23 protein-coding genes and 1 other RNA gene are annotated in these 19,681 nt (G+C 62.7%); 9 read left to right on the forward strand and 15 right to left on the reverse strand.

Annotation, left to right across the window (positions count from 1 at the left end):
• Nucleotides 1-3: 3 nt before the first annotated feature.
• A complete protein-coding gene (gene miaA / locus QN224_RS16210; RefSeq protein ID WP_283977534.1) occupies nucleotides 4-915 on the reverse strand; it encodes a tRNA (adenosine(37)-N6)-dimethylallyltransferase MiaA in 912 nt (303 codons plus the stop codon).
• Here miaA and serB point away from each other — a divergent pair.
• The 3 genes from serB to QN224_RS16225 all read left to right on the forward strand — a co-directional run bounded on the left by serB (nucleotide 914) and on the right by QN224_RS16225 (nucleotide 3,161).
• Complete coding sequence (serB, locus tag QN224_RS16215) at nucleotides 914-1,801, forward strand: phosphoserine phosphatase SerB (RefSeq protein ID WP_283977535.1); 888 nt, start codon at nucleotides 914-916, stop codon at nucleotides 1,799-1,801. The genes miaA and serB overlap by 2 nt on opposite strands.
• Complete coding sequence (locus QN224_RS16220; protein WP_283977536.1) at nucleotides 1,798-2,373, forward strand: GNAT family N-acetyltransferase; 576 nt, start codon at nucleotides 1,798-1,800, stop codon at nucleotides 2,371-2,373. Before serB ends, QN224_RS16220 begins: the two co-directional genes overlap by 4 nt.
• 134 nt (nucleotides 2,374-2,507) lie before the next feature.
• Nucleotides 2,508-3,161, forward strand: a complete 654-nt coding sequence (locus QN224_RS16225) for an alpha/beta hydrolase (RefSeq protein ID WP_283977537.1) — start codon at nucleotides 2,508-2,510, stop codon at nucleotides 3,159-3,161.
• Between the two features lie 125 nt (nucleotides 3,162-3,286).
• Here the strand turns inward: QN224_RS16225 and QN224_RS16230 are convergent, their stop codons facing one another.
• From QN224_RS16230 to QN224_RS16265, 8 genes are all read right to left on the reverse strand, one after another.
• Complete coding sequence (locus tag QN224_RS16230; protein ID WP_283977538.1) at nucleotides 3,287-4,789, reverse strand: Do family serine endopeptidase; 1,503 nt, start codon at nucleotides 4,787-4,789, stop codon at nucleotides 3,287-3,289.
• Nucleotides 4,790-5,028: 239 nt separating this feature from the next.
• Nucleotides 5,029-5,415: an ACT domain-containing protein gene (locus QN224_RS16235; protein ID WP_173509814.1), complete on the reverse strand. Its 387-nt coding sequence runs from the start codon at nucleotides 5,413-5,415 to the stop codon at nucleotides 5,029-5,031.
• A 6-nt stretch (nucleotides 5,416-5,421) separates the two neighbouring features.
• The gene (locus QN224_RS16240; protein ID WP_173509813.1) at nucleotides 5,422-5,607 is read right to left on the reverse strand and encodes a DUF2065 domain-containing protein; all 186 of its coding nucleotides are present in this window, start codon (nucleotides 5,605-5,607) and stop codon (nucleotides 5,422-5,424) included.
• Between the two features lie 7 nt (nucleotides 5,608-5,614).
• Nucleotides 5,615-6,538, reverse strand: a complete 924-nt coding sequence (locus QN224_RS16245; protein ID WP_283977539.1) for a protease modulator HflC — start codon at nucleotides 6,536-6,538, stop codon at nucleotides 5,615-5,617.
• Nucleotides 6,535-7,623, reverse strand: a complete 1,089-nt coding sequence (gene hflK, locus QN224_RS16250) for an FtsH protease activity modulator HflK (RefSeq protein WP_173509811.1) — start codon at nucleotides 7,621-7,623, stop codon at nucleotides 6,535-6,537. The genes QN224_RS16245 and hflK overlap by 4 nt, the downstream gene beginning before the upstream one ends.
• Before the next feature lie 384 nt (nucleotides 7,624-8,007).
• Complete coding sequence (locus QN224_RS16255) at nucleotides 8,008-8,556, reverse strand: dihydrofolate reductase (RefSeq protein ID WP_283977540.1); 549 nt, start codon at nucleotides 8,554-8,556, stop codon at nucleotides 8,008-8,010.
• Nucleotides 8,549-9,154, reverse strand: coding sequence for a glutathione S-transferase (locus QN224_RS16260; RefSeq protein WP_283977541.1), 606 nt, complete (start codon nucleotides 9,152-9,154; stop codon nucleotides 8,549-8,551). Before QN224_RS16260 ends, QN224_RS16255 begins: the two co-directional genes overlap by 8 nt.
• 196 nt (nucleotides 9,155-9,350) lie before the next feature.
• A complete protein-coding gene (locus QN224_RS16265; RefSeq protein ID WP_283977542.1) occupies nucleotides 9,351-10,145 on the reverse strand; it encodes a thymidylate synthase in 795 nt (264 codons plus the stop codon).
• A gap of 116 nt (nucleotides 10,146-10,261) precedes the next feature.
• Between QN224_RS16265 and QN224_RS16270 the strand changes: the two genes are divergently transcribed.
• Nucleotides 10,262-10,774, forward strand: a complete 513-nt coding sequence (locus QN224_RS16270; RefSeq protein WP_283977543.1) for a gamma-glutamylcyclotransferase family protein — start codon at nucleotides 10,262-10,264, stop codon at nucleotides 10,772-10,774.
• A 39-nt stretch (nucleotides 10,775-10,813) separates the two neighbouring features.
• Here the strand turns inward: QN224_RS16270 and QN224_RS16275 are convergent, their stop codons facing one another.
• From QN224_RS16275 to QN224_RS16285, 3 genes are read right to left on the reverse strand one after another with little or no spacing between them, the layout of a single operon-like run.
• Nucleotides 10,814-11,032 (reverse strand): hypothetical protein, encoded by a 219-nt coding sequence (locus QN224_RS16275; RefSeq protein ID WP_173509807.1) that lies wholly within the window; start codon nucleotides 11,030-11,032, stop codon nucleotides 10,814-10,816.
• Between the two features lie 49 nt (nucleotides 11,033-11,081).
• The gene (locus QN224_RS16280) at nucleotides 11,082-11,324 is read right to left on the reverse strand and encodes a hypothetical protein (protein ID WP_269282325.1); all 243 of its coding nucleotides are present in this window, start codon (nucleotides 11,322-11,324) and stop codon (nucleotides 11,082-11,084) included.
• 11 nt (nucleotides 11,325-11,335) lie between these two features.
• Complete coding sequence (locus QN224_RS16285) at nucleotides 11,336-11,542, reverse strand: hypothetical protein (protein WP_173509805.1); 207 nt, start codon at nucleotides 11,540-11,542, stop codon at nucleotides 11,336-11,338.
• Nucleotides 11,543-11,794: 252 nt separating this feature from the next.
• Between QN224_RS16285 and QN224_RS16290 the strand changes: the two genes are divergently transcribed.
• The gene (locus QN224_RS16290; protein WP_283977544.1) at nucleotides 11,795-12,247 is read left to right on the forward strand and encodes a DUF2267 domain-containing protein; all 453 of its coding nucleotides are present in this window, start codon (nucleotides 11,795-11,797) and stop codon (nucleotides 12,245-12,247) included.
• Nucleotides 12,248-12,431: 184 nt separating this feature from the next.
• Here QN224_RS16290 and QN224_RS16295 read toward each other — a convergent pair whose 3' ends face one another.
• The gene (locus QN224_RS16295; RefSeq protein WP_173509803.1) at nucleotides 12,432-12,740 is read right to left on the reverse strand and encodes a DUF2853 family protein; all 309 of its coding nucleotides are present in this window, start codon (nucleotides 12,738-12,740) and stop codon (nucleotides 12,432-12,434) included.
• Nucleotides 12,741-12,889: 149 nt separating this feature from the next.
• Between QN224_RS16295 and ssrA the strand changes: the two genes are divergently transcribed.
• From ssrA to QN224_RS16315, 4 genes are all read left to right on the forward strand, one after another.
• Nucleotides 12,890-13,252, forward strand: a transfer-messenger RNA (tmRNA) gene (gene ssrA, locus QN224_RS16300).
• 161 nt (nucleotides 13,253-13,413) lie between these two features.
• A complete protein-coding gene (locus QN224_RS16305; RefSeq protein WP_283977545.1) occupies nucleotides 13,414-13,926 on the forward strand; it encodes an SspB family protein in 513 nt (170 codons plus the stop codon).
• 18 nt (nucleotides 13,927-13,944) lie between these two features.
• The gene (locus QN224_RS16310) at nucleotides 13,945-14,172 is read left to right on the forward strand and encodes a DUF4169 family protein (RefSeq protein WP_283977546.1); all 228 of its coding nucleotides are present in this window, start codon (nucleotides 13,945-13,947) and stop codon (nucleotides 14,170-14,172) included.
• A gap of 134 nt (nucleotides 14,173-14,306) precedes the next feature.
• Nucleotides 14,307-14,528, forward strand: a complete 222-nt coding sequence (locus QN224_RS16315) for a ribbon-helix-helix domain-containing protein (protein WP_283977547.1) — start codon at nucleotides 14,307-14,309, stop codon at nucleotides 14,526-14,528.
• Nucleotides 14,529-14,638: 110 nt separating this feature from the next.
• On the opposite strand, the gene QN224_RS16320 is transcribed toward QN224_RS16315, so the two are convergent.
• A complete protein-coding gene (locus QN224_RS16320) occupies nucleotides 14,639-15,520 on the reverse strand; it encodes a GGDEF domain-containing protein (protein ID WP_283977548.1) in 882 nt (293 codons plus the stop codon).
• A gap of 331 nt (nucleotides 15,521-15,851) precedes the next feature.
• Nucleotides 15,852-19,616, reverse strand: coding sequence for an AsmA-like C-terminal region-containing protein (locus tag QN224_RS16325; protein ID WP_283977549.1), 3,765 nt, complete (start codon nucleotides 19,614-19,616; stop codon nucleotides 15,852-15,854).
• Between the last annotated feature and the right edge of the window lie 65 nt (nucleotides 19,617-19,681).

Below are 19,681 nucleotides of genomic sequence, written 5' to 3' on the forward strand. Positions count from 1 at the left end.
CACTCAGAGCACGGCGTCGGGCGTCTCGATCCGCTCCCAGCTTTCATCGAGCTGATTGCGGAACCAGGTCATCTGGCGCTTGGCATATTGCCGCGTCGCTGCTGCCCCGGTGGCGATGACTTCCTCCTCGCTGATCTCGCCTCTCAGCATCGCTGCGATCTGCTGGACGCCGATCGCCTTCATCACCGGCATGTCAGGCGAGAGGTCGAGCGCAAGCAGCGCGCGCACCTCGTCGACGGCGCCGCGTTCAAGCATGATCTCGAAGCGCCGATCGATGCGGCGGTGCAGGACGGCGCGATCCGGCAGCACGACGATCTTCCGCGCCCGGTCGGGGTCGACGATCACCGGGCCACGGTTCTGCTGAAAGAAGTGGATGGGCTTGCCGGTCGCCTCTATCACTTCGAGCGCCCGTACGATCCGCTGCCCGTCGCCGGGCCGCAATTGGGCGGCGGCTTGAGGATCGCGCGCGGCAAGCTCCGCATGGAGCGCCTCGGCGCCCTCCTCCTTCAGCCGCGTGCGCAGCGTGTCGCGGATCGCAGCCGGTACCTCCGGCATATCCGAAAGCCCGCCCGTCAGCGCCTTGAAATAGAGCCCGGTGCCGCCGACGAAGACAGGCAGCCGCCCCTCCTTGCGCAGCCGCTGAACCAGCGCCTCTGCCTCGCGCAGCCAGACACCGGTCGAATAGGCCGCGCCCGCCGGCACGTGTCCGTAGAGAAAATGCTCGATGCCGCCCATCTCCGCCTCGTCCGGCCGGGCAGTCAGGACTTTCAGCGTGTCGTAGACCTGCATGCTGTCGGCATTGACAACGACGCCGCCATGCCGGCGCGCAAGCTCAACCGCAAGCGCGGACTTGCCGCTGGCGGTCGGCCCGGTTATCAGGATCGCGTCCGTATCTCTTTCAAGGTTCTTGATCATGGCTCTCGTTGCCACGCTTATCGCCAATCCGTCAAATCCTGTTCTGACGCCTGCGCTGGCGGAGGCGGCGGCGAGCGCTGTAAAGGCGTCCGGGGTCTATTGGCTGGCGGACGGCGTCGCCTGCGACATCCCGCTCACCGACGGCACCGATCCGGACGCCGCCGAGAAGCGGCTGCGCGCCGAGGTGAACGGTTTCGCGGTCGACGTCGCTGTGCAGGATGCCGAAAGCCGTCGCAAGAAGTTCCTGATCGCCGACATGGACTCCACCATGATCGGCCAGGAATGCATCGACGAGCTTGCCGCCGAAGTGGGCCTGAAGGAAAAGGTTGCCGCGATTACCGCCCGCGCCATGAACGGCGAAATCGCTTTCGAGCCGGCGCTGATCGAGCGGGTAGGCCTGCTGAAGGGCCTGCCCGACAGTGTCATCGGCGAGGTGATCGCCAAGCGCATCACGCTGACGCCCGGCGGCCGCGAGCTGGTCGCGACCATGAAGGCCAAGGGCCACTACACCGCCCTCGTTTCCGGCGGCTTCACCGTCTTCACCGGCCCTATCGCTGAAAAACTCGGCTTTGACGAGAACCGCGCCAACGTCCTGATCGAAAAGGACGGCATGCTTACCGGCGAAGTCGCTCACCCGATCCTCGGCAAGCAGGCCAAGGTCGATGCGCTCATCGATATTTCACGCAGGCTCGGCATCTCGACCGCGGAGGTGATTGCCGTGGGCGACGGCGCCAACGACCTCGGCATGCTTCAGCTTGCCGGCAGCGGCGTGGCGCTGCACGCCAAGCCGGTCGTTGCCGAGCAGGCGAAGATCCGCATCGACCATGGCGATCTGACGGCCCTCCTTTACCTCCAGGGCTATCGCAAGACGGATTTCGTCGCGTGATCATCCGCGAGACCGACAGGCTGCGCATTCGCGGCTGGAGCGAGACCGATCGCGATCTCTTCGCCGAGATCAACAGCGATCCGAAGGTCATGGAATTCTTCGCCTTCCGCCGCAGCCGGGTGGAATCTGACGCACTGTTCGATCGCATCGGCCGCGGCATCAGCGAAACCGGCTTCGGCTTCTTTGCGCTCGCATTGCGCGACAGCGACACCCCGATCGGCTTCTGCGGCCTCGCGCTTACCGATCTGGAACCGCATCTGCCGAACGGCACGATCGAGATCGGCTGGCGGCTCGCCCTGCCCTTCTGGGGCAACGGGTACGTGACCGAGGCGGCAGCGGCACTCCTCGACTACGGCTTTGCCGAACGGAGCCTCGGCGAAATCGTCTCCTTCGCCGTGCCCGCGAATACCCGCTCCACCGCCGTGATGAAACGGCTCGGCATGCGGCCGGACCCGAGCCGCGACTTCGACCACCCTCGCGTGCCCGATACGCATGCGCATCTGAAACGACACGTGCTCTACGCGATCACGGCGGACGAATGGACGAGACTCGCCGGGGAAGCTGGCGTCTAGCCATTCGGCCCCGCACCTGATCCCTCATCAGCCCGCCGCCTGCTGAATCGCGATAAACGGCGGCGGTCGCTGAACCAACGGGTTCCCCAAGATGCTATCCTGATGCGCGAACATCAGAATCAGGTGCTTTTCAAATGCTGCATTCTGCAGGTTTTGATTTCGAGGTTGAGGCGAGAAGCCCGGACAATCCGCCAATGGTTCTTCTTCATGGCAGCAATGGAAGAGAAACTGATTGGACCGATTTCGCCGAGCAGGTTGCTCCCAACTCCACATGTTTCAAAGTCCGCGGTCCGATCGCTTGTGAGCACGGCTTCACCTTCTTCCGACGTAATCGGGATCGGAGTTTGAATTTGGAGGAACTGACCGACCGAACGGCAAAGCTCTGCGTTTTCATGGAGACGATCACGAGAGAATACAGGCTCGCCCAACGTCCGCTTATCGCAGGCTATTCGAGTGGGGCTATCATCGCCGCAGCCGTCGTGTGCCGTCAGTGCACCCTTACGTCTGGAGCAATTCTCCTGCGACCGCAGTCGCCGGACCCGCAAACGCCTTTTCCGAAATTGGAGCGATATCCAGTGCTCATCCTAGCCGGAGCACATGATGATCGCCGTGAGCGTTACGATGCGCCGGTCATCGAAGAGCAGTTCCGCATTGCCGGGGCACATGTCGCCTACCACCTGCTGGACGCGGGGCATGATTGGGAGCCAAAGGGGTTGGACAGAGCGCTTTCGAAGGAATGGTTTGCGAGTTTGTTTTCAGGAGGCAAGCGGGAAAACGCGCTTGTTTAAACCCGGACAGCGACCTCTTGGCGTCCGAAAAGACGCCAAGAGGTCGCTGCAGTCTGCGAAGATCAGCCGCGATGGTCCTGAAATGACTCAAGAAAAAGCCATCGCGCCCATAAGGCAGCCCGCCGCTATTCCACCCGCACGGTGACGAAGCGCAGCTCGCCGGTCTTGTTGGCGATCATCAGAAGCGCGTTGCGGCGGCCATCGTTCTTCAGTTTCTCGACCCGCGCCGAAACATCGTCCGGCGTGTCCATTGCCTCCTGACCGACCTCGACGATCACGTCGCCGACCGCGACGCGGCGCTCGGCCGCGGCGGAATTCGGCTGGACTTCGGTCACCACCACGCCTTTGACGTCATCGGCAATGCCGAAGGTCTTGCGGCGACCCTCGTCAAGCACCGCGAGCTTCATGCCGAGCACGACGTCGCTCGCCGGCAGTTGGGCCGCGGGCGGCTCGTTCGGCTTGACACCCTCGCCTTCCTGGCTCACCGGGGCATTTGCAAGACGCTCGCCATCCTCAAGACGGCCAAGCGTGATGTGAACCGTCTGCTCCTTGCCGTCGCGAATGATGACCACGTCGACGGCCTTGCCGACAGGGCTCTCGCCGACCGCACGCATCAGATCCCGGATCTCCGCCACATCCGTTCCATCGAAGCGGACGATGATATCGCCTGCCTTGATCTCGCCCTTGGTGATCGGTCCGCCTTCAATGATGCCGGAGACAAGCGCGCCATGCGGCGTCTCCATCTTCAGGCTTTCGGCGATATCGTCGGTTACCGGCTGGATGCGGACTCCGAGCCAACCGCGGCGCGTCTCGCCGAATTCCTTGAGCTGGGTGACGACGTTCATCGCCAGTTCCGTCGGCACGGCGAAGCCGATGCCGACCGACATGCCGGTTTGCGAGAGGATCGCGGTGTTGATGCCGATCACCTCGCCCTGCATGTTGAACAGCGGCCCGCCGGAATTGCCGCGGTTGATCGCCGCGTCGGTCTGGATGAAGCTGTCATATGGGCCGGCATTGATGTTGCGCCCGCGCGCCGAGACGACGCCGACCGAAACGGAAACGCCGAGGCCGAACGGATTGCCGACGACCATCACCCAGTCGCCGATCCTGATCTTGCGCGAGTCGCCGAAGGAGACCGCCTTTAGCGGCTTCTTCGGCTCGACCTTGAGCAGCGCCAGATCGGTCTTGCTGTCCGTGCCGACCAGCTTCGCCTTCAGCTTTGTGCCGTTCGCGAAGTTGACCTCGATATCATCGGCGTCCTGGATGACGTGGTTGTTGGTGACGATGAACCCCGTCGGATCGATAATGAAGCCGGAACCAAGCGAATTGACCGTTCGCGGCCGGTTACCGTCGCCGCCGGGCCCCCTGAAGAACTCGTCGAAGAATTCCTGATGCGGCGACCCTTCCGGCACCTGCGGCATCGGCGCATCGTCGTCATCGCTCTTGACGTTCTGGGAAATGGAAATGTTGACGACGGCGTCGAGCAGACCTTCGGCGAGGTCGGCAACGGACGGCGGTCCGGCCGCCGGTCGCGAGGTTGCCGTCTCGGCGAGTGCCGTGTTGGAAAGAAGCAGTGCCGTCGCGGCCGCAAGCACCAGGCCGCGGAAGAATTCGGGTCGTGTCGACAAGTCGCTAGGCTCCTATTATTCCTCTTGGATCACGCCGGCCCCGGGGATTGTCACAATCGGGGACTGCCGCGTAATCGATTCCCTTCAACTGAGCGCGATGCGCCGCTGCCGCGGCCCCGCACACAAGCGATCTTCCCTTGAAGATACGGCGGAATTCCGGAGCGTCCAAACACGATTTCCTGATCCGCCCCAGGAGAACCGAGCGTCGGCGATTCCGGCCTGCACCCGCTTCGCACCATTCAGCCGGTGATCTCGTGCCCGTGATCCTTCAGTGCTTGCACCGCTTTTTCAAGATCGGACCCGGCGACGAAGACATAGTCGGTGCTGAAGGTCGAATTGGCGAAGACGCCGACACCTGCCGCCGAAAGCGGCCGCAGGACCGAAGACAGCACACCCGGCACGTCGAAGCTGAAATGCTGCTCGATGCGGAAGCAGCGCCATCCGAGCGAGCTCTGCACGCTCGACGGTACGCGGGCGGCGCGACAGACCAGCGTCATTTCCTCGCGCGAGCTGGACACCGTCCAGAAACCCGGCCCCGGCAGCCACTCCGGTATCGCGGACCCGACATTCAGACGGGTAATGGCATATTCGGCATCGATCAGCCGGATCAGCAGTTTATGTGGCATTTCGCATTATCCTCGAACCAACCATACAAGTCCGACGCCAGCCGCCACCGAAACGAGCCCGGCCAGTCGGAGCTGATGCTCCGGGACATACGGCAAACGCTTCGCCAATTCCACCAAAACCAAAGGGGCCAGTGCGTACACCAGCCCCTCGATGATCAGGAAGAAACCAAACCCGATCAGAAAGTCGGACATTGTCCGCTCAGTCCGCGACAGGGGGTTGCGTCGCCGGCGCTGGCGCGCCGACACCGTTTGAATCGTTGAAATAACGGAAGAATTCCGAATGCGGCGACAGGATCACGGTCGTGTCCGGGCTGCCGATCGACGCCGCATAGGCCGACATCGAGCGATAGAACTCGAAGAAGCCGGGATCCCTTGCAAAGGCATCGGCGAAGATCTTCGTGCGCTCGGCTTCGCCCTCACCGCGCAGGATTTCCGAATCACGCTGAGCCTCGGCGACGATCTCGACGACCTGGCGGTCGGCGATCGCGCGGCGGCGCTGGCCCTCTTCGTTACCGCGTGCGCGGATCAGTTCCGCTTCCGCCAGACGCTCGGCTTTCATCCGGTCGAAGGTCTGCTGCGAAACCTCCTGCGTCAGGTCGGTCCGCCGGATGCGCACGTCCTCGATGTTGAGGCCAAGCGATTCCGCGTCGGCCCTCAAGTCCGTCCGCACTTCGCGCATCATCGATGCGCGTTCGTCCGAAAGGGCCGCTTCGAACCCTCTCAAACCGTAGACGCGGCGCAGCGAGGCATCAAGGCGGGTCCTGAGCCGCGCCTCGGCCGACTCCCGGTCGCCGGACACCGTCTCGCGGAAGCGGCGGGGATCGGCGATCTTGTAGACCACGAAGGCGTCGACCTCGTAGAACTTGCCGCCGGAAACCTGCACGCGGATATTGTCGAGGTCGAAGCGAAGCGCCTGGTCCTCGACATATTGCACGCGATCAGCATCCATGAAGGCGAAGGGCAGCTTGAAATAGAGGCCCGGTTCCCGCTTGACGTCGCGGATCTCACCGAAGCGCACGACGATCGCCTGCTGGCGCTCGTTGACCACGAAGATGGACGAATAGACGACGACCAGCACCGCGGCGAGGACGATCAGGATGATTGAGCTGCGATTGTTGATCATTGTACGCCTCCCGACTGCGCCGGCCTGCCGATTTCGTTAAGCGGCAGATAGGGCAGCACGCCCTGCCCGTTCCTTTCGTCGAGGATGAACTTCTTCGACTTTCCAAGGACGCCCTGCATGGTTTCGAGGTAGAGCCGCTTGCGCGTGACTTCGGGAGCCTTGGAGTATTCGTCGTAAACCGAGACGAAGCGCCGTGCTTCGCCCTCTGCTTCCTTGACGACGCGGTCCTTGTAGGCGGCCGCCTCTTCGCGGATCTGAGCGCCCTGACCACGCGCCTTGCCGAGCACCTGGTTGGCGTACTGGTTGGCTTCCTCGACGAAGCGGTCTTCATCCTGTTCGGCGCGCTGCACCTCGTCGAAGGCATCGGCGACTTCGCGTGGAGGCGCGGCATCCTCGATTGCGACCGTGTTCACGGAAACGCCGGCGCCGTAGGCGTCCATCGTCGCCTGGATCGTGTTCTTCACGTCGGCGGCGATCGCCTGGCGATTGTCGCGGAAGATGTCCTGCGCCGGACGCCGGCCGACGACCTCGCGCATCGCGCTTTCGGCCACCTGCTGCAGCGTATCGGCCGGGTTCTCGACATTGAAGAGATAGGACTTCGGGTCGGTCACCGAGAACAGCACCGAGAACTGTACGTTGACGATGTTCTGGTCACCGGAGAGCATCAGCCCGGCATTGGACTGGCCGGCGGTGCGCCCGCCGATATTCTGCTGCTGCTCCGTCACCTTGACGAACTCGACGGTCTCGAGCGGCCAGAAGTGATAGTGCAAGCCCGGCATCGAGATTTCTTCCTTCGGCTTGCCGAAGCGCATCTCGACGCCGCGTTCGTCCGGCTGGACGGTGTAGATCGAGTTGAGCAGGATGAAGCCGACGATCAAGAGGCCGACGATGACGAAGACGCCGCCGTTGAAGCCGCCCGGGACCACATTCTTCAACTGGTCCTGACCGCGCCGGATGATCTCCTCGAGATCCGGCGGCCCGCCTCTGCCGCCTCGCGGGCGATTAGGCCCTTGGCCCCATGGCCCTTGATTGCCGCCGCCGCCCCACGGGCCGCCGCCGCCGCCATTCTGATTGCTCCAGGGCATCAAAACCTCTCTTACAAGAAAACTCTTTCGCCGACCGCCGCAGGCATATGCAATCGGTCGCGATGTGAACCCGTTATAGGTATCACATGCATTGCTTTCAACGCGATACGGCCGAGTTCACCGTAAATGGGTTAAAATAGTTGGCAGACCCGCCGCAGGAACGGGTGAGAGCGGGATCGGGGAGGAAAACCGCTTCCACTTTTCCTCATTCCGGCTTCTTGGCCATGCGCGGAATGCGGGCGGAAAACCGCTTCGCACTTTTCCTCATTCCGCTGCTTCTTGGTCTTACGCGGAACGCGGGCGGAAAACCGCTTCGCACTTTTCCTCATTCCGGATTCTTGGTCTTACGCGGAACGCGGGCGGAAAACCGCTTCGCACTTTTCCTCATTCCGCTGTCTCCCGCCGACGCCAGGTCACGAAATGCATCGCATGGCTATCCTTCTCGCCGCGTGGCAGATCCTCCTCGAACACCTTCTCGAAGATCACGGGATCGATCGCCGGAAAGCGCGTGTCGCCGTCGACCTCGGCATGCACTTCCGTCACGTGCAGCACGTCCGCGACGCCGATAGACTGGCGATAGATCTCTCCACCGCCGATGATGCAGATCTCGTCCGCGCCGATCGCCGCCGCGTGTCGGCGCGCCAGCTCGAGCGCCGCCTCAAGCGACGAGGTGACCTCGGCCCCTTCCGCCGCGAAGTCGCGATTGCGGCTGATGACGATGTTCGGTCGGCCCGGCAGCGGTCGCCCGAGCGAGGCCCATGTCTTCCGCCCCATCACGACCGGCTTGCCGATCGTCAGTGCCTTGAAGCGCTTGAGATCGGTCGAGAGCCGCCATGGCAGGTCGCCCTCGCGCCCGATCACCCCGTTGGTAGCGACAGCGACGACAATCACGATTCTCGGGTCGGCGCTCTTTTCGGTCTTTGCGTCAGTCATGGAAACCACTCGGCTTGCTGTCGATCTCGCGCGCACGCTCCAGAGCCGCTCGGTCGGTCACGACGCGAATGTAGCGGTCGATCACGTCGCTTTCCGGCAGGATCTTGCGCATCCATTGCAGCGCGCTCGCCAGCAGGAGGTCGGCCGCGCTCATGGTCTCGCCGAGCAGATAGGTCCGGCCGCTCAGAACGCCGATCACGTGGGCGCACATTTCGCTGTAGAGTCTGGCGAGCGCCGGGTTGTTGACGGTCACGCCGGAGATATGGGCGAGCGCCGTCGGCTCGATGACGCCGGCATAATAGGCGAGCCAGGAAAGGTAGGCGCCGCGCTCGGGATGGCCCGGCGGCCGGCCGAGGCTGCAATCCGGATAGAGGTCGGTCAGATATTGCACGACGGCGGCCGACTCCCAGATCACCGCGCCGTTGTGCAGAAGCGCCGGCACCTGCTTATGCGGATGCGGATTGTTCTCGTCCGGTCCACCCGAGCCGTCCCATCGACGGATGTTGACATAGCGGATCTCGTATTCGGCGCCGATTTCCTCGAGCAGCCAGATGATGCGCGACGAGCGCGAGAGCGGCGCATGGATAAGCGTCAGCATCGAAACCTCCCTGTTCCGCCGGAACGCCGGCGGCCATATTGGGAAACGCCGCCCACGCGCCCAGACGAACGCGGAAGGAAGCTCCCGGTTTTTCAGTTCCAGAACATCGAGGCCCGCTTCAGGCATTGCACCTGACGCCGCGCGCCTGCGCCGATCGGCGCAAACGCCGCCGGAAGCAGCCTCATCTCGTCCCATTCTAGACGGCGACCGGCGCCTTGATATGTGAATCGGCTTCGTAGCCGACGAGCGTAAAGTCTTCGAACTTAAAGGAAAATATATCCTTTACTGCCGGATTGATGCGCATTTCCGGGAGCCGCTTGGGCGTTCGCGTCAGTTGCAAGCGCGCCTGTTCGAAGTGGTTGTGATAGATGTGGGCGTCGCCGAGCGTGTGAACGAAATCGCCGGGCTTCAGCCCCGTCACCTGCGCCACCATCAGCGTCAGCAGCGCGTAGGAGGCGATGTTGAAGGGAACGCCAAGGAAGATATCGGCCGACCGCTGGTAGAGCTGGCAGGAGAGCTTGCCGTCCGCCACGTAGAATTGAAACAGGCAGTGGCAAGGCGGCAGCGCCATCTCGTCGACCAGCGCCGGATTCCAGGCCGAAACGATGTGGCGCCGGGAATTCGGATTGGTCTTCAGGCCCTCGATGAGGGTCGCGATCTGGTCGATGTGCCCGCCGCCCGGCGTTGGCCAGGAACGCCACTGATAGCCGTAAACCGGTCCGAGTTCGCCCTTCTCGTCCGTCCATTCGTCCCAGATGCTGACGCCGTTTTCCTTGAGATAAGCGATATTCGTTTCGCCCTTCAGGAACCACAGGAGCTCGTGAATGATCGAACGCAAGTGCAGCTTCTTGGTGGTCAGTACCGGGAAGCCTTCCGACAGGTCGAAACGCATCTGGTAACCGAAAACCGATCGCGTGCCCGTGCCCGTCCGGTCTCCGCGGTCGGTTCCCACTGTCATCACATGTTCGAGGAGATCGAGATATTGCCGCATGCTTCTTCGCCGACGATTCGTTCGCTTCGCTCAAAATAGGACGAACCCTCCGGCGAACCAATGGCTACGGTGCGTTTTCCCGCAATTTGATGTCCGAACTTCGAGCAGCGCTATGCATGGCCTCCGCCCATGCTGCCGCCCGCCGTCAAGGGAACGCAGCAGAGGTTCCCCGCGTTCTTGAACAAGAACGCTTGCGCGGGTCCACCCGGATCATGCCCGAAACCGCACTCGTTTTTGTGTTTGGCACCTTGAAGAGAGGCTTTCCGCTGCATCGGCGCGGCCTCGCTCGGGCGCGCTTTATTGGTTTTTATCGGACAACCAGGAAATATCCGATGCTCATTGCGGGGCCGTGGCTCGCTCCGATGATGCTGGACGAGCCGGGCCAAGGTCATCACGTCAGGGGTGAGCTTTATCAAGTCGATCCGGCCACCCTCCATCGACTTGATCGGCTGGAGGCGGTAGGGCGGCCGGGGAATTTTCGAAAGCTGATTAGTGTCGTGCCAGCGAGATCCGGCGCAACTTGCGACGCATTCGCCTATCTCAAAGCCAGATTTCTGGCTTCACCCGCACACACGGGATATCTCAGTTCCTATGACGACAGGCGCTTCGTGCCGCCGTGGCGGCGCTGAGGTTTATGTGTTTCGGAGCAGCGCCCGCCGCCCGTCCGATCATTTCGCAGGGCGCCGGTTGCCGGCGTGATCCTGGTATTGTTCGTTTCTCACTGCCTTTTCATCGAGGCCACGCGCATCGGAATGCTGCGCCTTGTCTCGGTTGGAAAGAACGTCGTTCTCACCAAGAACGCCCCTTTTCACTTCGGTCTGTGCGCCGCTGCCTGAACCTTTGCCTTTGTCCGGCTTTCCCACATGCTTGCGACTGGCGTGAGCCATGATCCGTCTCCTTTCATTATCTCGGATGGCGCTAAGAGAAGTCTTAGCCTCAATTCTCTGCACCCTTGTGGTGCCTGCTTTCCTGGTTCTTTCCGCGCGTCATGCTGCGTTCGTCCGGCTCGCGCGCATCGGCGTGCTCGGTATCCAGTTTCCCGCCCTTGCGATGAGCCTTTCGCAAGGCGGCGGAGCGCTGGAGCTTCTCCGCGGCGTCGAAATCCTTGCCGGCGTTCGACGTATCCTCGCGGCCCTGAAGCACGCGCTGTTGCTGTTCGTGCGTCTTCTTGCCGACCATTGCCTTTCCTCCTATTTATTCGTCCGGCCGCGCTGGCGCGGGTTCGCACCGCCCTGCGTGGTCGTATCGTTCTCGACATCGCCTTCGATGGTGTTGCCGCGCTTCAGCATCTCATAGTCGGATGGTCCCTGGATGCCCTTGCTCCGGCCGATCCCGGGATCCTGCTTCAGATCCTTGTCGCTGGGGCGGCGTGTCTTCGGATGCTTGGAAGATGTCATCGGACTTCCTTCCGTATCTGCCCTTTCGTGTTCTGCTGGTCATGTTCAACCCGACCCGCGTAGGCGTTTCGGCCGGGCCACATCTATTGGCTTAACCCGGCGGCCCCGCGAAGGTTCCGAGATTAGCGGCAAGCCCGGGGCCGTTTTCGAGCGCGCTGGCGGGATTTTCTCGGCCAAGCGACGAAACAAACTCGGCCGCCTGGGGTTAGAACTTTTGAGATATCAACGATGACCGCGAGAGAGGTGTGACCCATGAGTGCGACAGGCCTCGATGTCTTCGACAAGACCCTGCAAACCACCAATATCTGGCTCGGCGAGATCATGGAGCATCATGGTCCGGACCGGAAAGTCGCCTGGCATATATTGAACGTCGTGTTGAGGGCACTGCGCGACAGGCTTCCTCCGGAGATGGCCGCCCATCTGGGCGCGGAGCTGCCGCTGCTCGTGCGGGGCGCCTACTACGATCAATACCGACCCAACCATCGGCCCGACAAGGCGACGCGATCGCTCGACGAATTTCTGCAATGTGTCACGGATGGGATGAAACCTGGCCGTCCCGTTAATCCCGTCGAAGCCACGAAGTCGGTGTTCCAGGTTCTCGCGCGGCACATAGATCTCGGTCAATCGGTAAAGGTGCGCGACACGCTGCCGAAGGAGATCCGTGCTCTCTGGCCCGACAATGTCCCCGCCAAGGAGCAGGCGTAACACGAAACGGTAAGGCGGCTCCGCCGCCTTCCACTTGGTCTCCGGATTGGCAAAATCAATTGCGCTGGCGATCCCGGATCGTTCGGCCGGGATCACGAAAAAACTCCGCAATTCAAACGCTACCGCCTTTGCCCGTCCGAGGGACACGCGATGTAGTAGCCGAAACCGGGAGAATCCCTGCGGATCAGAGGACCTGGAGCTTGCCGAGGTTCTTGGCCACCAGGTAGTAGAACGTCACGCGTGACTTGGTGCGGTCGTCCGCCATCGCCTTGGCCGTGGCAGCGATTGCCGCGTCCGCGTCCGCACCGCCGACGCCGAGCTTCTTTTCACACCACTTCTCCTTGACGCGCTCGAGCTCCTTGGGGTCCGAGGCCGAGACGAGAGACGAATCCTTGTTGCGAAGGGCGATGCCGAGATGGCGCACGATCTTGTTGACAACAGCTTCGTCGGCGCCGCTGTCGTATTTCTGCACGTCTGCGAGATAATCAGTCATGATGCCTCCAGTTTGCACTTGCTCTCAAGCTGCTGCCCTTTTCGCGAACCGCGTGCAGCAGCGGGAGTTTTTCACGCTGATCGGGTATGTCAAGGCGTTTCGGTAAGGGCCGCACCCGGGATAATATATCTGTCATATTCTCCCTCGCGGCCCTTTTCTTGGACTGCGGAAAGACCTATATGACGTGTGCCGTCTTCGGGCGGCTATGGCAATAAACGGGCGATGCAATAAACCCATTGGACCCGGGGGCGGTACCCGGCGCCTCCACCAAAAACCGGCCTGGAAATGCGGACCGGCTTTTGATGGGGGCGAAATAGGATCGACAAGGGCGTAAAGATCGACTTTTTGCTCGGCATTGTACCACCGTTATCGGGCTAAACTTATAGTTGCAAACGACAACTATGCTGAAGCACGTCTCGCTGCCTAACGGCGGTGCGGCACTTCAAATCAAGTCCTTCCGGGTAGCACCGTAAGGCGGGGTCCGAAGGCACCTGGCAACAGAAGCCTTCACCTTCTCCCCTGTCGCGAAATGGTCTATAGATGCTTGATAATTGACTCGTCATAAGCAGACGGGGCAAAGGAGTGTCCGTACAGCCCTGCATACCGCTTCGGTGCGCAAGAGTCGCTGTGGTGTGACATGCAGCAGTTGAGTTTAAGAGAAGACGGGGATCATATGGGCCAGGACCACATACGCTACGACATTCTGGCGCAGGACGCGCTTCGCGGTGTCATTCGCAAGGTGCTGGCCGAAGTCGCAGCCACGGGTCATCTGCCCGGCGACCACCATTTCTTCATCACCTTTCTGACCGGCGCCCCCGGCGTGCGCATCTCGCAGCATCTGAAGGCGAAATATCCTGAACAGATGACGATCGTCGTTCAGCATCAGTTCTGGGACCTCAAGGTCAGCGAGGCCGGCTTCGAGATCGGCCTCTCCTTCTCCGACACGCCGGAGAAACTTGTCATCCCCTTCAACGCCGTCCGCGGCTTCTACGACCCGTCGGTCAATTTCGAACTGGAGTTCGACGTCGCCGCCGCCGAGGAAGAAGAGGAAACGGCGGAGATCACCGCCTACCCGGTCAGCGAAGGTGACGACGAACCCGCCGAGAAGAGCACTGAAAAGCCGGCTGAACCGAAAAACGGCGGTGCCTCGGTCGTCTCGCTCGACTCCTTCCGCAAAAAGAACTGACCGATACGGAGGCGGCCCATGGCCGGCGAGATCGTCAACCTGCGCCAGTTCCGCAAGAAGCAGGCCCGCTCCGAGAAGGAAAAGCAGGCCGAGCAGAACCGTGTCGCCTTCGGCCGTACCAAGACAGAAAAGTCGCTCACCCGCGCCCTGAACGAAAAGGCGTCGAAGACGCTCGACCAGGGCCGGCTGGAAACGCCGGCCATCGCGCGTTCGGCGGACGGCATCCCCGACACGGAAAAGACTTGACCGGCACCGTGCGTCTAAAGAGACGGTCGCCGCAGCATCCGCGTCGTCGGCAGCCCTGAAAAACGATTCGGGCGCAAAGACTTGAGCCAGGCTTCGGAATCGGAGTGCCAACGCCTTGAATCGGTTTATGAGCGATGACGATCGTCAAGCATTCCGCCACCCTGCACGGACATAGAACGAGCATCACCCTCGAAGAACCGTTCTGGCAGGAATTGAAATCGATTGCCCAGAACCGTGGCATGCCGCTTGCCCGGCTGATTGCCGAGGTCGACGACGGGCGCGACCCTGACGGCAATCTCTCCTCGGCGCTCCGCGTCTACGTCCTCGCCTGGGTAAAATCGCACGCCACTGCATGATTCTTTAAATCGGAATCGATTTGAGGATAGATCATACAGCAATTCAAATCGTTACAGCGACCATTGTGCGTCTTAGAAGATGCACGACGCTGTGGCGAGCTGCATATGGATCAGCGCCCTGCCAGCTGCCACGGCTGACCGCCCTCTCCTGTGCGGTCCGCGCGCGGCCGGGCGTCGAACTCCGCAAAACCGCTGCGCAATTGCTCAGCCATGGCGCGTATGCCGCCTGGCATGTGCGAGTGCTCCATCATGCAGACACAGTTCCGCCCGGCGCCCTTGGCGATATAAAGCTGATCGTCGGCAATCTTGAAAATGTCCTCGTAGACGGCCGGATAGGTGAAGAGGGCAATGCCGATGCTGACGGTGACCGCATCTGCGCAGCCGCCTTCCGGTAGCCCATCCTCTGCGACACCAAGGCGGATGCGCTCCGCCAATCCGCCGACCGCGCCCGCATCGGTCGAGCGCACGAAAACCCCGAATTCCTCGCCGCCGAGCCGCCCGACCACACCGTGCTCGCCGATGGCACCGCGCAGTACCGCAGCAATTGCAACGAGCGCCGCATCGCCGGCAAGGTGGCCATGGCAATCATTGATCTTCTTGAAATGGTCGGCATCGAGGATCAGGAGCGCCGATGTCGGCGGAAACGACGTGAGATCCTGCTTCGCGAAAAAGTCGATGACATCAGCAGTGAAGGCGCTGCGGTTGAGGCAACCCGTCAAACCGTCATAGCGGCTTGCCTGCATGAGGAGCCGGTTGGCCAGTGCCAGTTGCTGCATCTTGACGCCGATGAAGGCAAAGAGCGGTATGGCCAGAAGCAAGGGAATGTAGAACGCAAGCCTGAGCGTCGTGGCCATTACCTCCGCACCGAAGCGGGCAGTGCAATAATAGGTGATGAGCATGGCGATCGCCGTGCAGCCGACGGTACCACCGAGGGTACAGTTCACGATCCAGACGACTGCGCGGCGATCAAGCCCCAGCTCAAGCGATTTCATCTCGCAACCCCAGTTGTAGGCACATTGTGCCCCGAGGGATGCTAATGCGGCTTCAAGTGGGCCACTAAAATTCTAGGGATGTTTGCCGTTTTTTGGCGCCGGGGGTGCTGAATGCGGGCGGAAAACCGCTGCGCACTTTTCCTCGTCCCGATTTGCTTGCTTGACGCGGATGCGGGCGGAAAACCGCTCCGCTCTTTTCCTCATCCCGATTCGCTTGCTTGACGCGGGATGCGGGCGGGGCGGAAAACCGCCCGCACTTTTCCTCATCCCGATTTGCTTGCTTGACGCGGGATGCGGGCGGAAAACCGCTCCGCACTTTTCCTCATCCCGCTTATTGCACCGTGATTTCCGGCAGCATGTCGAAGTTCAGGCCCTGCCCGGCCGGCGGGCCGGCATTCTCGTCGGTTACGCTGCCGCCGGTTGGCGGCGGCGGGTTGACGCGCTCGACGTTTCGCGCAGGCGGCGTCTGCTCGACGGCACTGCGCGGCGGAAGTTGCCGCAGGCGCAGGCGCAATTCCTCGGCTGCGCGCCGTTCGGTAGCAGCACGCGCCTCGGCCTCGGCCTTCATCCGGGCCGCCTCGGCCGCCGCGGCCTGGCGGTGGCGTTCCTCGGCGATCGCCCTCCGCCGGGCAATCTCGCGTTCGGCCGCGCGTGCCTTGTAAAGCGCCACCTCGCGGCGAAGCCGCTGCTTCTCGAGCACATTCGCCTGAAGCATTTCCACGCGCCGCCGCTCCCGCTCGAAGGCCCTCAGCGACAGGAAATTCGAAAGATCGGTGACGTCGACCGTGACACCGGGCGCATCCAGCAGCCCGCCATAGCCGAAGCGCACACGCGGTTCGGCGCCGGCAAGCGCCTCTTCGCCTGGCCGGAACTCCAGGTCGATCACGCCGTTCATGCGTTGATCAGCAAGATCGAACGATGCCTCGCCGGTGAACGCGGCGTTGCCATCGGCCGCCGTGACGTTCTGCGCCCTGACCGTGCCGCCGGCAACGCTGAAGGGCACCTTGACGACACCGACAACCGACTGACCGGTAAAGAGCAGTTTCTCTGCCGCCTTGCGGATCGCCTCAGGCGAGATCTCGGTCTTCATGGCATCGGCAGCGGCCATCAGGGGCGGCAGCGCTGCCGTGTTGATGCCGTTCAGCGTAACGCCGTTGAACGTCGCGGTTCCCGACCCGCTCGCCGAATGCGCCATCGCGCGGGGGGTCGCGCCCGAAGCCTCCATCGCAACCGCCAGGTCGAACCGGCCGGTCGCCACCGGGCCGCTTTCGCGCGCCCATCCGGCAGCGGCGAGATCGGCACCCTTGAGATCGAAGCGCGAGCGCAGGAAGCCCGAGCCATTGGCGTTGCCGATTTGCAGCCGCCCCTCGAGCTTGCCCCCCAACCACTCGCCGGTGGCATCGCTCACGGCGATCTCGTCGCCCTTCCATTCGAGTCTTCCGGCAAAGCCGGTGACCGGACCGTAGACGCCCGGCCAGAACTGCTTCGCGGTAACGTTCAACGCAACGTCGAAGCCGCTCCAGGCCGGCTGCGCGACCGGTGCCTTCGACAATCCGCCGATCGACACATCCTCGAACTGACCGAGGATGCCCTCGCCGAGCCAAGCGAGATCGAGCGTATCCAGCGCAAGTTCGCCGACGGCCTTGCCGGCCGTCTTTCGATCGATCGCCAGCGCGCCGGTAAAGGCATTCTGGTCGACCTTGCCTTCGATCGCCGAGAGCGCAATTTTTTCCGCATCGGTCGTGATGTCGGTCGACAGCGTCACCGGCAGTCCGCTGCCCATCTGCGGCAATCCGATTCCCTGAAGAAGCAGGAATGGCTCCAGATCCTCCGTCTGCAGCGTCAGCTTCGCCTGGCCCTCGAGATAGTGGTCGCGGGCAAGATCGAAGACACCCTTGGCAGCGAGCGACGTCTTCTCGGTGGTGAAGGTCAGCGTTCCGTTCGCCTTGGAACCCTCGGTGCTCTGCAGCTTAATCGCCAGGATACCGTTCGCATCGGCGTCGAACGGCAGCGGATCGAAGCCCGCCTGGCCGATGAGGACGGGCGTGTGCGGATTCTCGAGCGTCGCCTCCAGCAGCATGCCCTTGCCGGCGAGCGCCTGGGCGACATCGGGTGCCTGGTAGCTTGCGGCGATCTTGCCGCCGTTGGCGGTGCCGATCACGCCGAAGGTGACGGGCGCGCTGCCCTCGTTGCTGCCGGCCGTCAGCGTCACGTCGAACGCGGCATCGGAATAATAGGGGCCGGCTCTGATGAGCCGTTGCAGCGCCGGATGGGCGACCGTGTGCCGGCCGATCATTTCGAGGAAGGGCGTCAGGTCCTTTGCGGCGAGCTTCATCTTCGCCGAGAGCACCGGCTGATCGAAGCCACCGCTCATCCGACCGGAAAGGGCGAGCTGCGCGCCGGAAAGCGAGCCGATCGCCACCCGCTCCGCCTGCAACTGTCCGTTCTTGAGGGTCAGCACCGCCTGCACGTCCCGCGCCTCCTCACCAAAGGCGGAAAAAGCCTCGGCAGAGAGATCGGCGGCGATCGCGTGCTGCAGCAGGGTTCCGGTCGACGCATCACCGGCGACGAGACCGGCCAGTGCCTGCAGTGCCTCCAGATCGATGCGGTTGCCCTTGAGCTGCAGCGAAAGGCTCGGCTGCTGCTCCGCGAAGGACTGGCGTTCGATCCGCCCCCGGAGCGTCGCGGGCCCTGCCGCCACCTCAAGGCTCTCGAATTGCTGCAGCGTATCCGTCAGGTTCACGGTTGCGGCGAAACCGGCTGTCTTCAGCTTGCGGATCGCCGGGTCCACCGACCCCGCCAGCCAGTTCGCCAGTCCCGAAGGCTGGTTGGAGGCAATCAGGATGTCGCCGCGGAAGGCGCGCTGCTCCTTGAGGTTCAGCCGCCCGCTGGCTTCCATTTGCGTCCGCCCGGGCAGGAGCGCCACCGCATTCTCCACGATCCAGCCGGCGCCGTCCGGCCTGACGTCGAGACGCACGTCGCGAAGCGTCGTATCGCCGATAACGATTGCCGGCAGCTTGAGGCTGGCCCGGCCCGGCACCTGCGGAATAGGAATGTCGGCGGCGATCGCCAACATCGCTTCGACCCGCTGGCGCAGCGAAATGGCGGGGTCGCGGCCGGTCTTGCCTCTGCGGCCGGAATTGCCGATGCGGCTGACGTCGATCTGCTGACCGTCGGCGATCAGCAGAAATTTCTGGTCCTTGCCGGTGTCGAGCGTCGCCTCGCCCGTGACGACATAGGGATCTTCCGGCGGCCCAACCTCGAAACGGTATTCCGGAACGCGGATGCTCTCGTTGGTGAGCTGGAAATCGCCGTTGATGCGCAAGGCGGCGCCACTGTCCTCAGCCTCGTCCGCCGGCCGATTTTCCGTCAGCGTGAACCGGCCGCCGTAGACCGGCTTGAAGTCGACGACCTTGAGATCGCCGTCGAGCTCGACGCCGAACGGCCGCTTGTCCGGCGTCAGCCGCGCCCGGAGGCTCAGCGCCCCCTCCTCGTTCACCTCGTTCGTGGAAAAGGCGAAACTGCCGGCCTCGCCGTCGAGCGCCGCGCGACCCTCGACCTTCCACGGACCGGCAAGAGAGCGTGCCGACAGATCGGCGGAAAGATCGCTGACGCGGCGGGTACGCCCCGTCTGCTCGTCGATGAACTCGATCTCACCATCGACGATCTCGACCTTTTCGAGAACGACCGTGCTTGCCGGGATCGATGCGCGCCGGCCGCGCGCCCAGTCGAGCGTACCGTCCGGCTGGAGGCGGATTCTTGCCTTCGGACGGTCGAGCCGCATGTCGAAGATCAGCGCCTCGCCGCTCAGGAACGGCGCCAGCTCGGCGCTCATCGAGAACTGCGCGACCTGGATGATCGGCGCGCCGCCCTCTGCGGGGCCGACGCGAACATCATTGAGAGTCACCGTCGGGAACGGGATCAGCCGCGCATCGACACTGCCGTGGACGACCACCGGCTTGCCCATGATGCGGCTTGCCTCGCGCTCGAAATCTTTGCGGAAGTCGGTCCAATCGATGAACAATGGCGCGATCAACGCCGCAAAAAGCGCGACGACAAGCAGCCCACCAATGGTAACCAGAATTCGCGCCAGCACCGTGTCACATTCCCGTCTGTCTCATTCGCGCCCTACTCGCATCATTAAGCGGCGGCCCCACACTG

It is taken from the genome of Sinorhizobium sp. 7-81, from assembly GCF_030124405.1.
Taxonomy (GTDB): Bacteria; Pseudomonadota; Alphaproteobacteria; order Rhizobiales; family Rhizobiaceae; genus Sinorhizobium; species Sinorhizobium psoraleae.

Bases quoted from the DNA above. Each gene is read 5' to 3' on its own strand.
- QN224_RS16295 (WP_173509803.1), bottom strand. From the start codon at position 12,740: ATGACTGATTATCTCGCAGACGTGCAGAAATACGACAGCGGCGCCGAC.
- QN224_RS16235 (WP_173509814.1), bottom strand. From the start codon at position 5,415: ATGCCACATAAACTGCTGATCCGGCTGATCGATGCCGAATATGCCATT.
- QN224_RS16320 (WP_283977548.1), bottom strand. From the start codon at position 15,520: ATGAAATCGCTTGAGCTGGGGCTTGATCGCCGCGCAGTCGTCTGGATC.
- QN224_RS16315 (WP_283977547.1), top strand. From the start codon at position 14,307: ATGACGATCGTCAAGCATTCCGCCACCCTGCACGGACATAGAACGAGC.
- serB (WP_283977535.1), top strand. From the start codon at position 914: ATGGCTCTCGTTGCCACGCTTATCGCCAATCCGTCAAATCCTGTTCTG.
- QN224_RS16255 (WP_283977540.1), bottom strand. From the start codon at position 8,556: ATGACTGACGCAAAGACCGAAAAGAGCGCCGACCCGAGAATCGTGATT.
- hflK (WP_173509811.1), bottom strand. From the start codon at position 7,623: ATGCCCTGGAGCAATCAGAATGGCGGCGGCGGCGGCCCGTGGGGCGGC.
- QN224_RS16260 (WP_283977541.1), bottom strand. From the start codon at position 9,154: ATGCTGACGCTTATCCATGCGCCGCTCTCGCGCTCGTCGCGCATCATC.
- QN224_RS16275 (WP_173509807.1), bottom strand. From the start codon at position 11,032: ATGGCTCACGCCAGTCGCAAGCATGTGGGAAAGCCGGACAAAGGCAAA.
- QN224_RS16245 (WP_283977539.1), bottom strand. From the start codon at position 6,538: ATGATCAACAATCGCAGCTCAATCATCCTGATCGTCCTCGCCGCGGTG.
- QN224_RS16265 (WP_283977542.1), bottom strand. From the start codon at position 10,145: ATGCGGCAATATCTCGATCTCCTCGAACATGTGATGACAGTGGGAACC.
- QN224_RS16225 (WP_283977537.1), top strand. From the start codon at position 2,508: ATGCTGCATTCTGCAGGTTTTGATTTCGAGGTTGAGGCGAGAAGCCCG.
- QN224_RS16270 (WP_283977543.1), top strand. From the start codon at position 10,262: ATGGCCTCCGCCCATGCTGCCGCCCGCCGTCAAGGGAACGCAGCAGAG.
- QN224_RS16290 (WP_283977544.1), top strand. From the start codon at position 11,795: ATGAGTGCGACAGGCCTCGATGTCTTCGACAAGACCCTGCAAACCACC.
- miaA (WP_283977534.1), bottom strand. From the start codon at position 915: ATGATCAAGAACCTTGAAAGAGATACGGACGCGATCCTGATAACCGGG.
- QN224_RS16285 (WP_173509805.1), bottom strand. From the start codon at position 11,542: ATGACATCTTCCAAGCATCCGAAGACACGCCGCCCCAGCGACAAGGAT.
- QN224_RS16305 (WP_283977545.1), top strand. From the start codon at position 13,414: ATGGGCCAGGACCACATACGCTACGACATTCTGGCGCAGGACGCGCTT.
- QN224_RS16240 (WP_173509813.1), bottom strand. From the start codon at position 5,607: ATGTCCGACTTTCTGATCGGGTTTGGTTTCTTCCTGATCATCGAGGGG.
- QN224_RS16310 (WP_283977546.1), top strand. From the start codon at position 13,945: ATGGCCGGCGAGATCGTCAACCTGCGCCAGTTCCGCAAGAAGCAGGCC.
- QN224_RS16280 (WP_269282325.1), bottom strand. From the start codon at position 11,324: ATGGTCGGCAAGAAGACGCACGAACAGCAACAGCGCGTGCTTCAGGGC.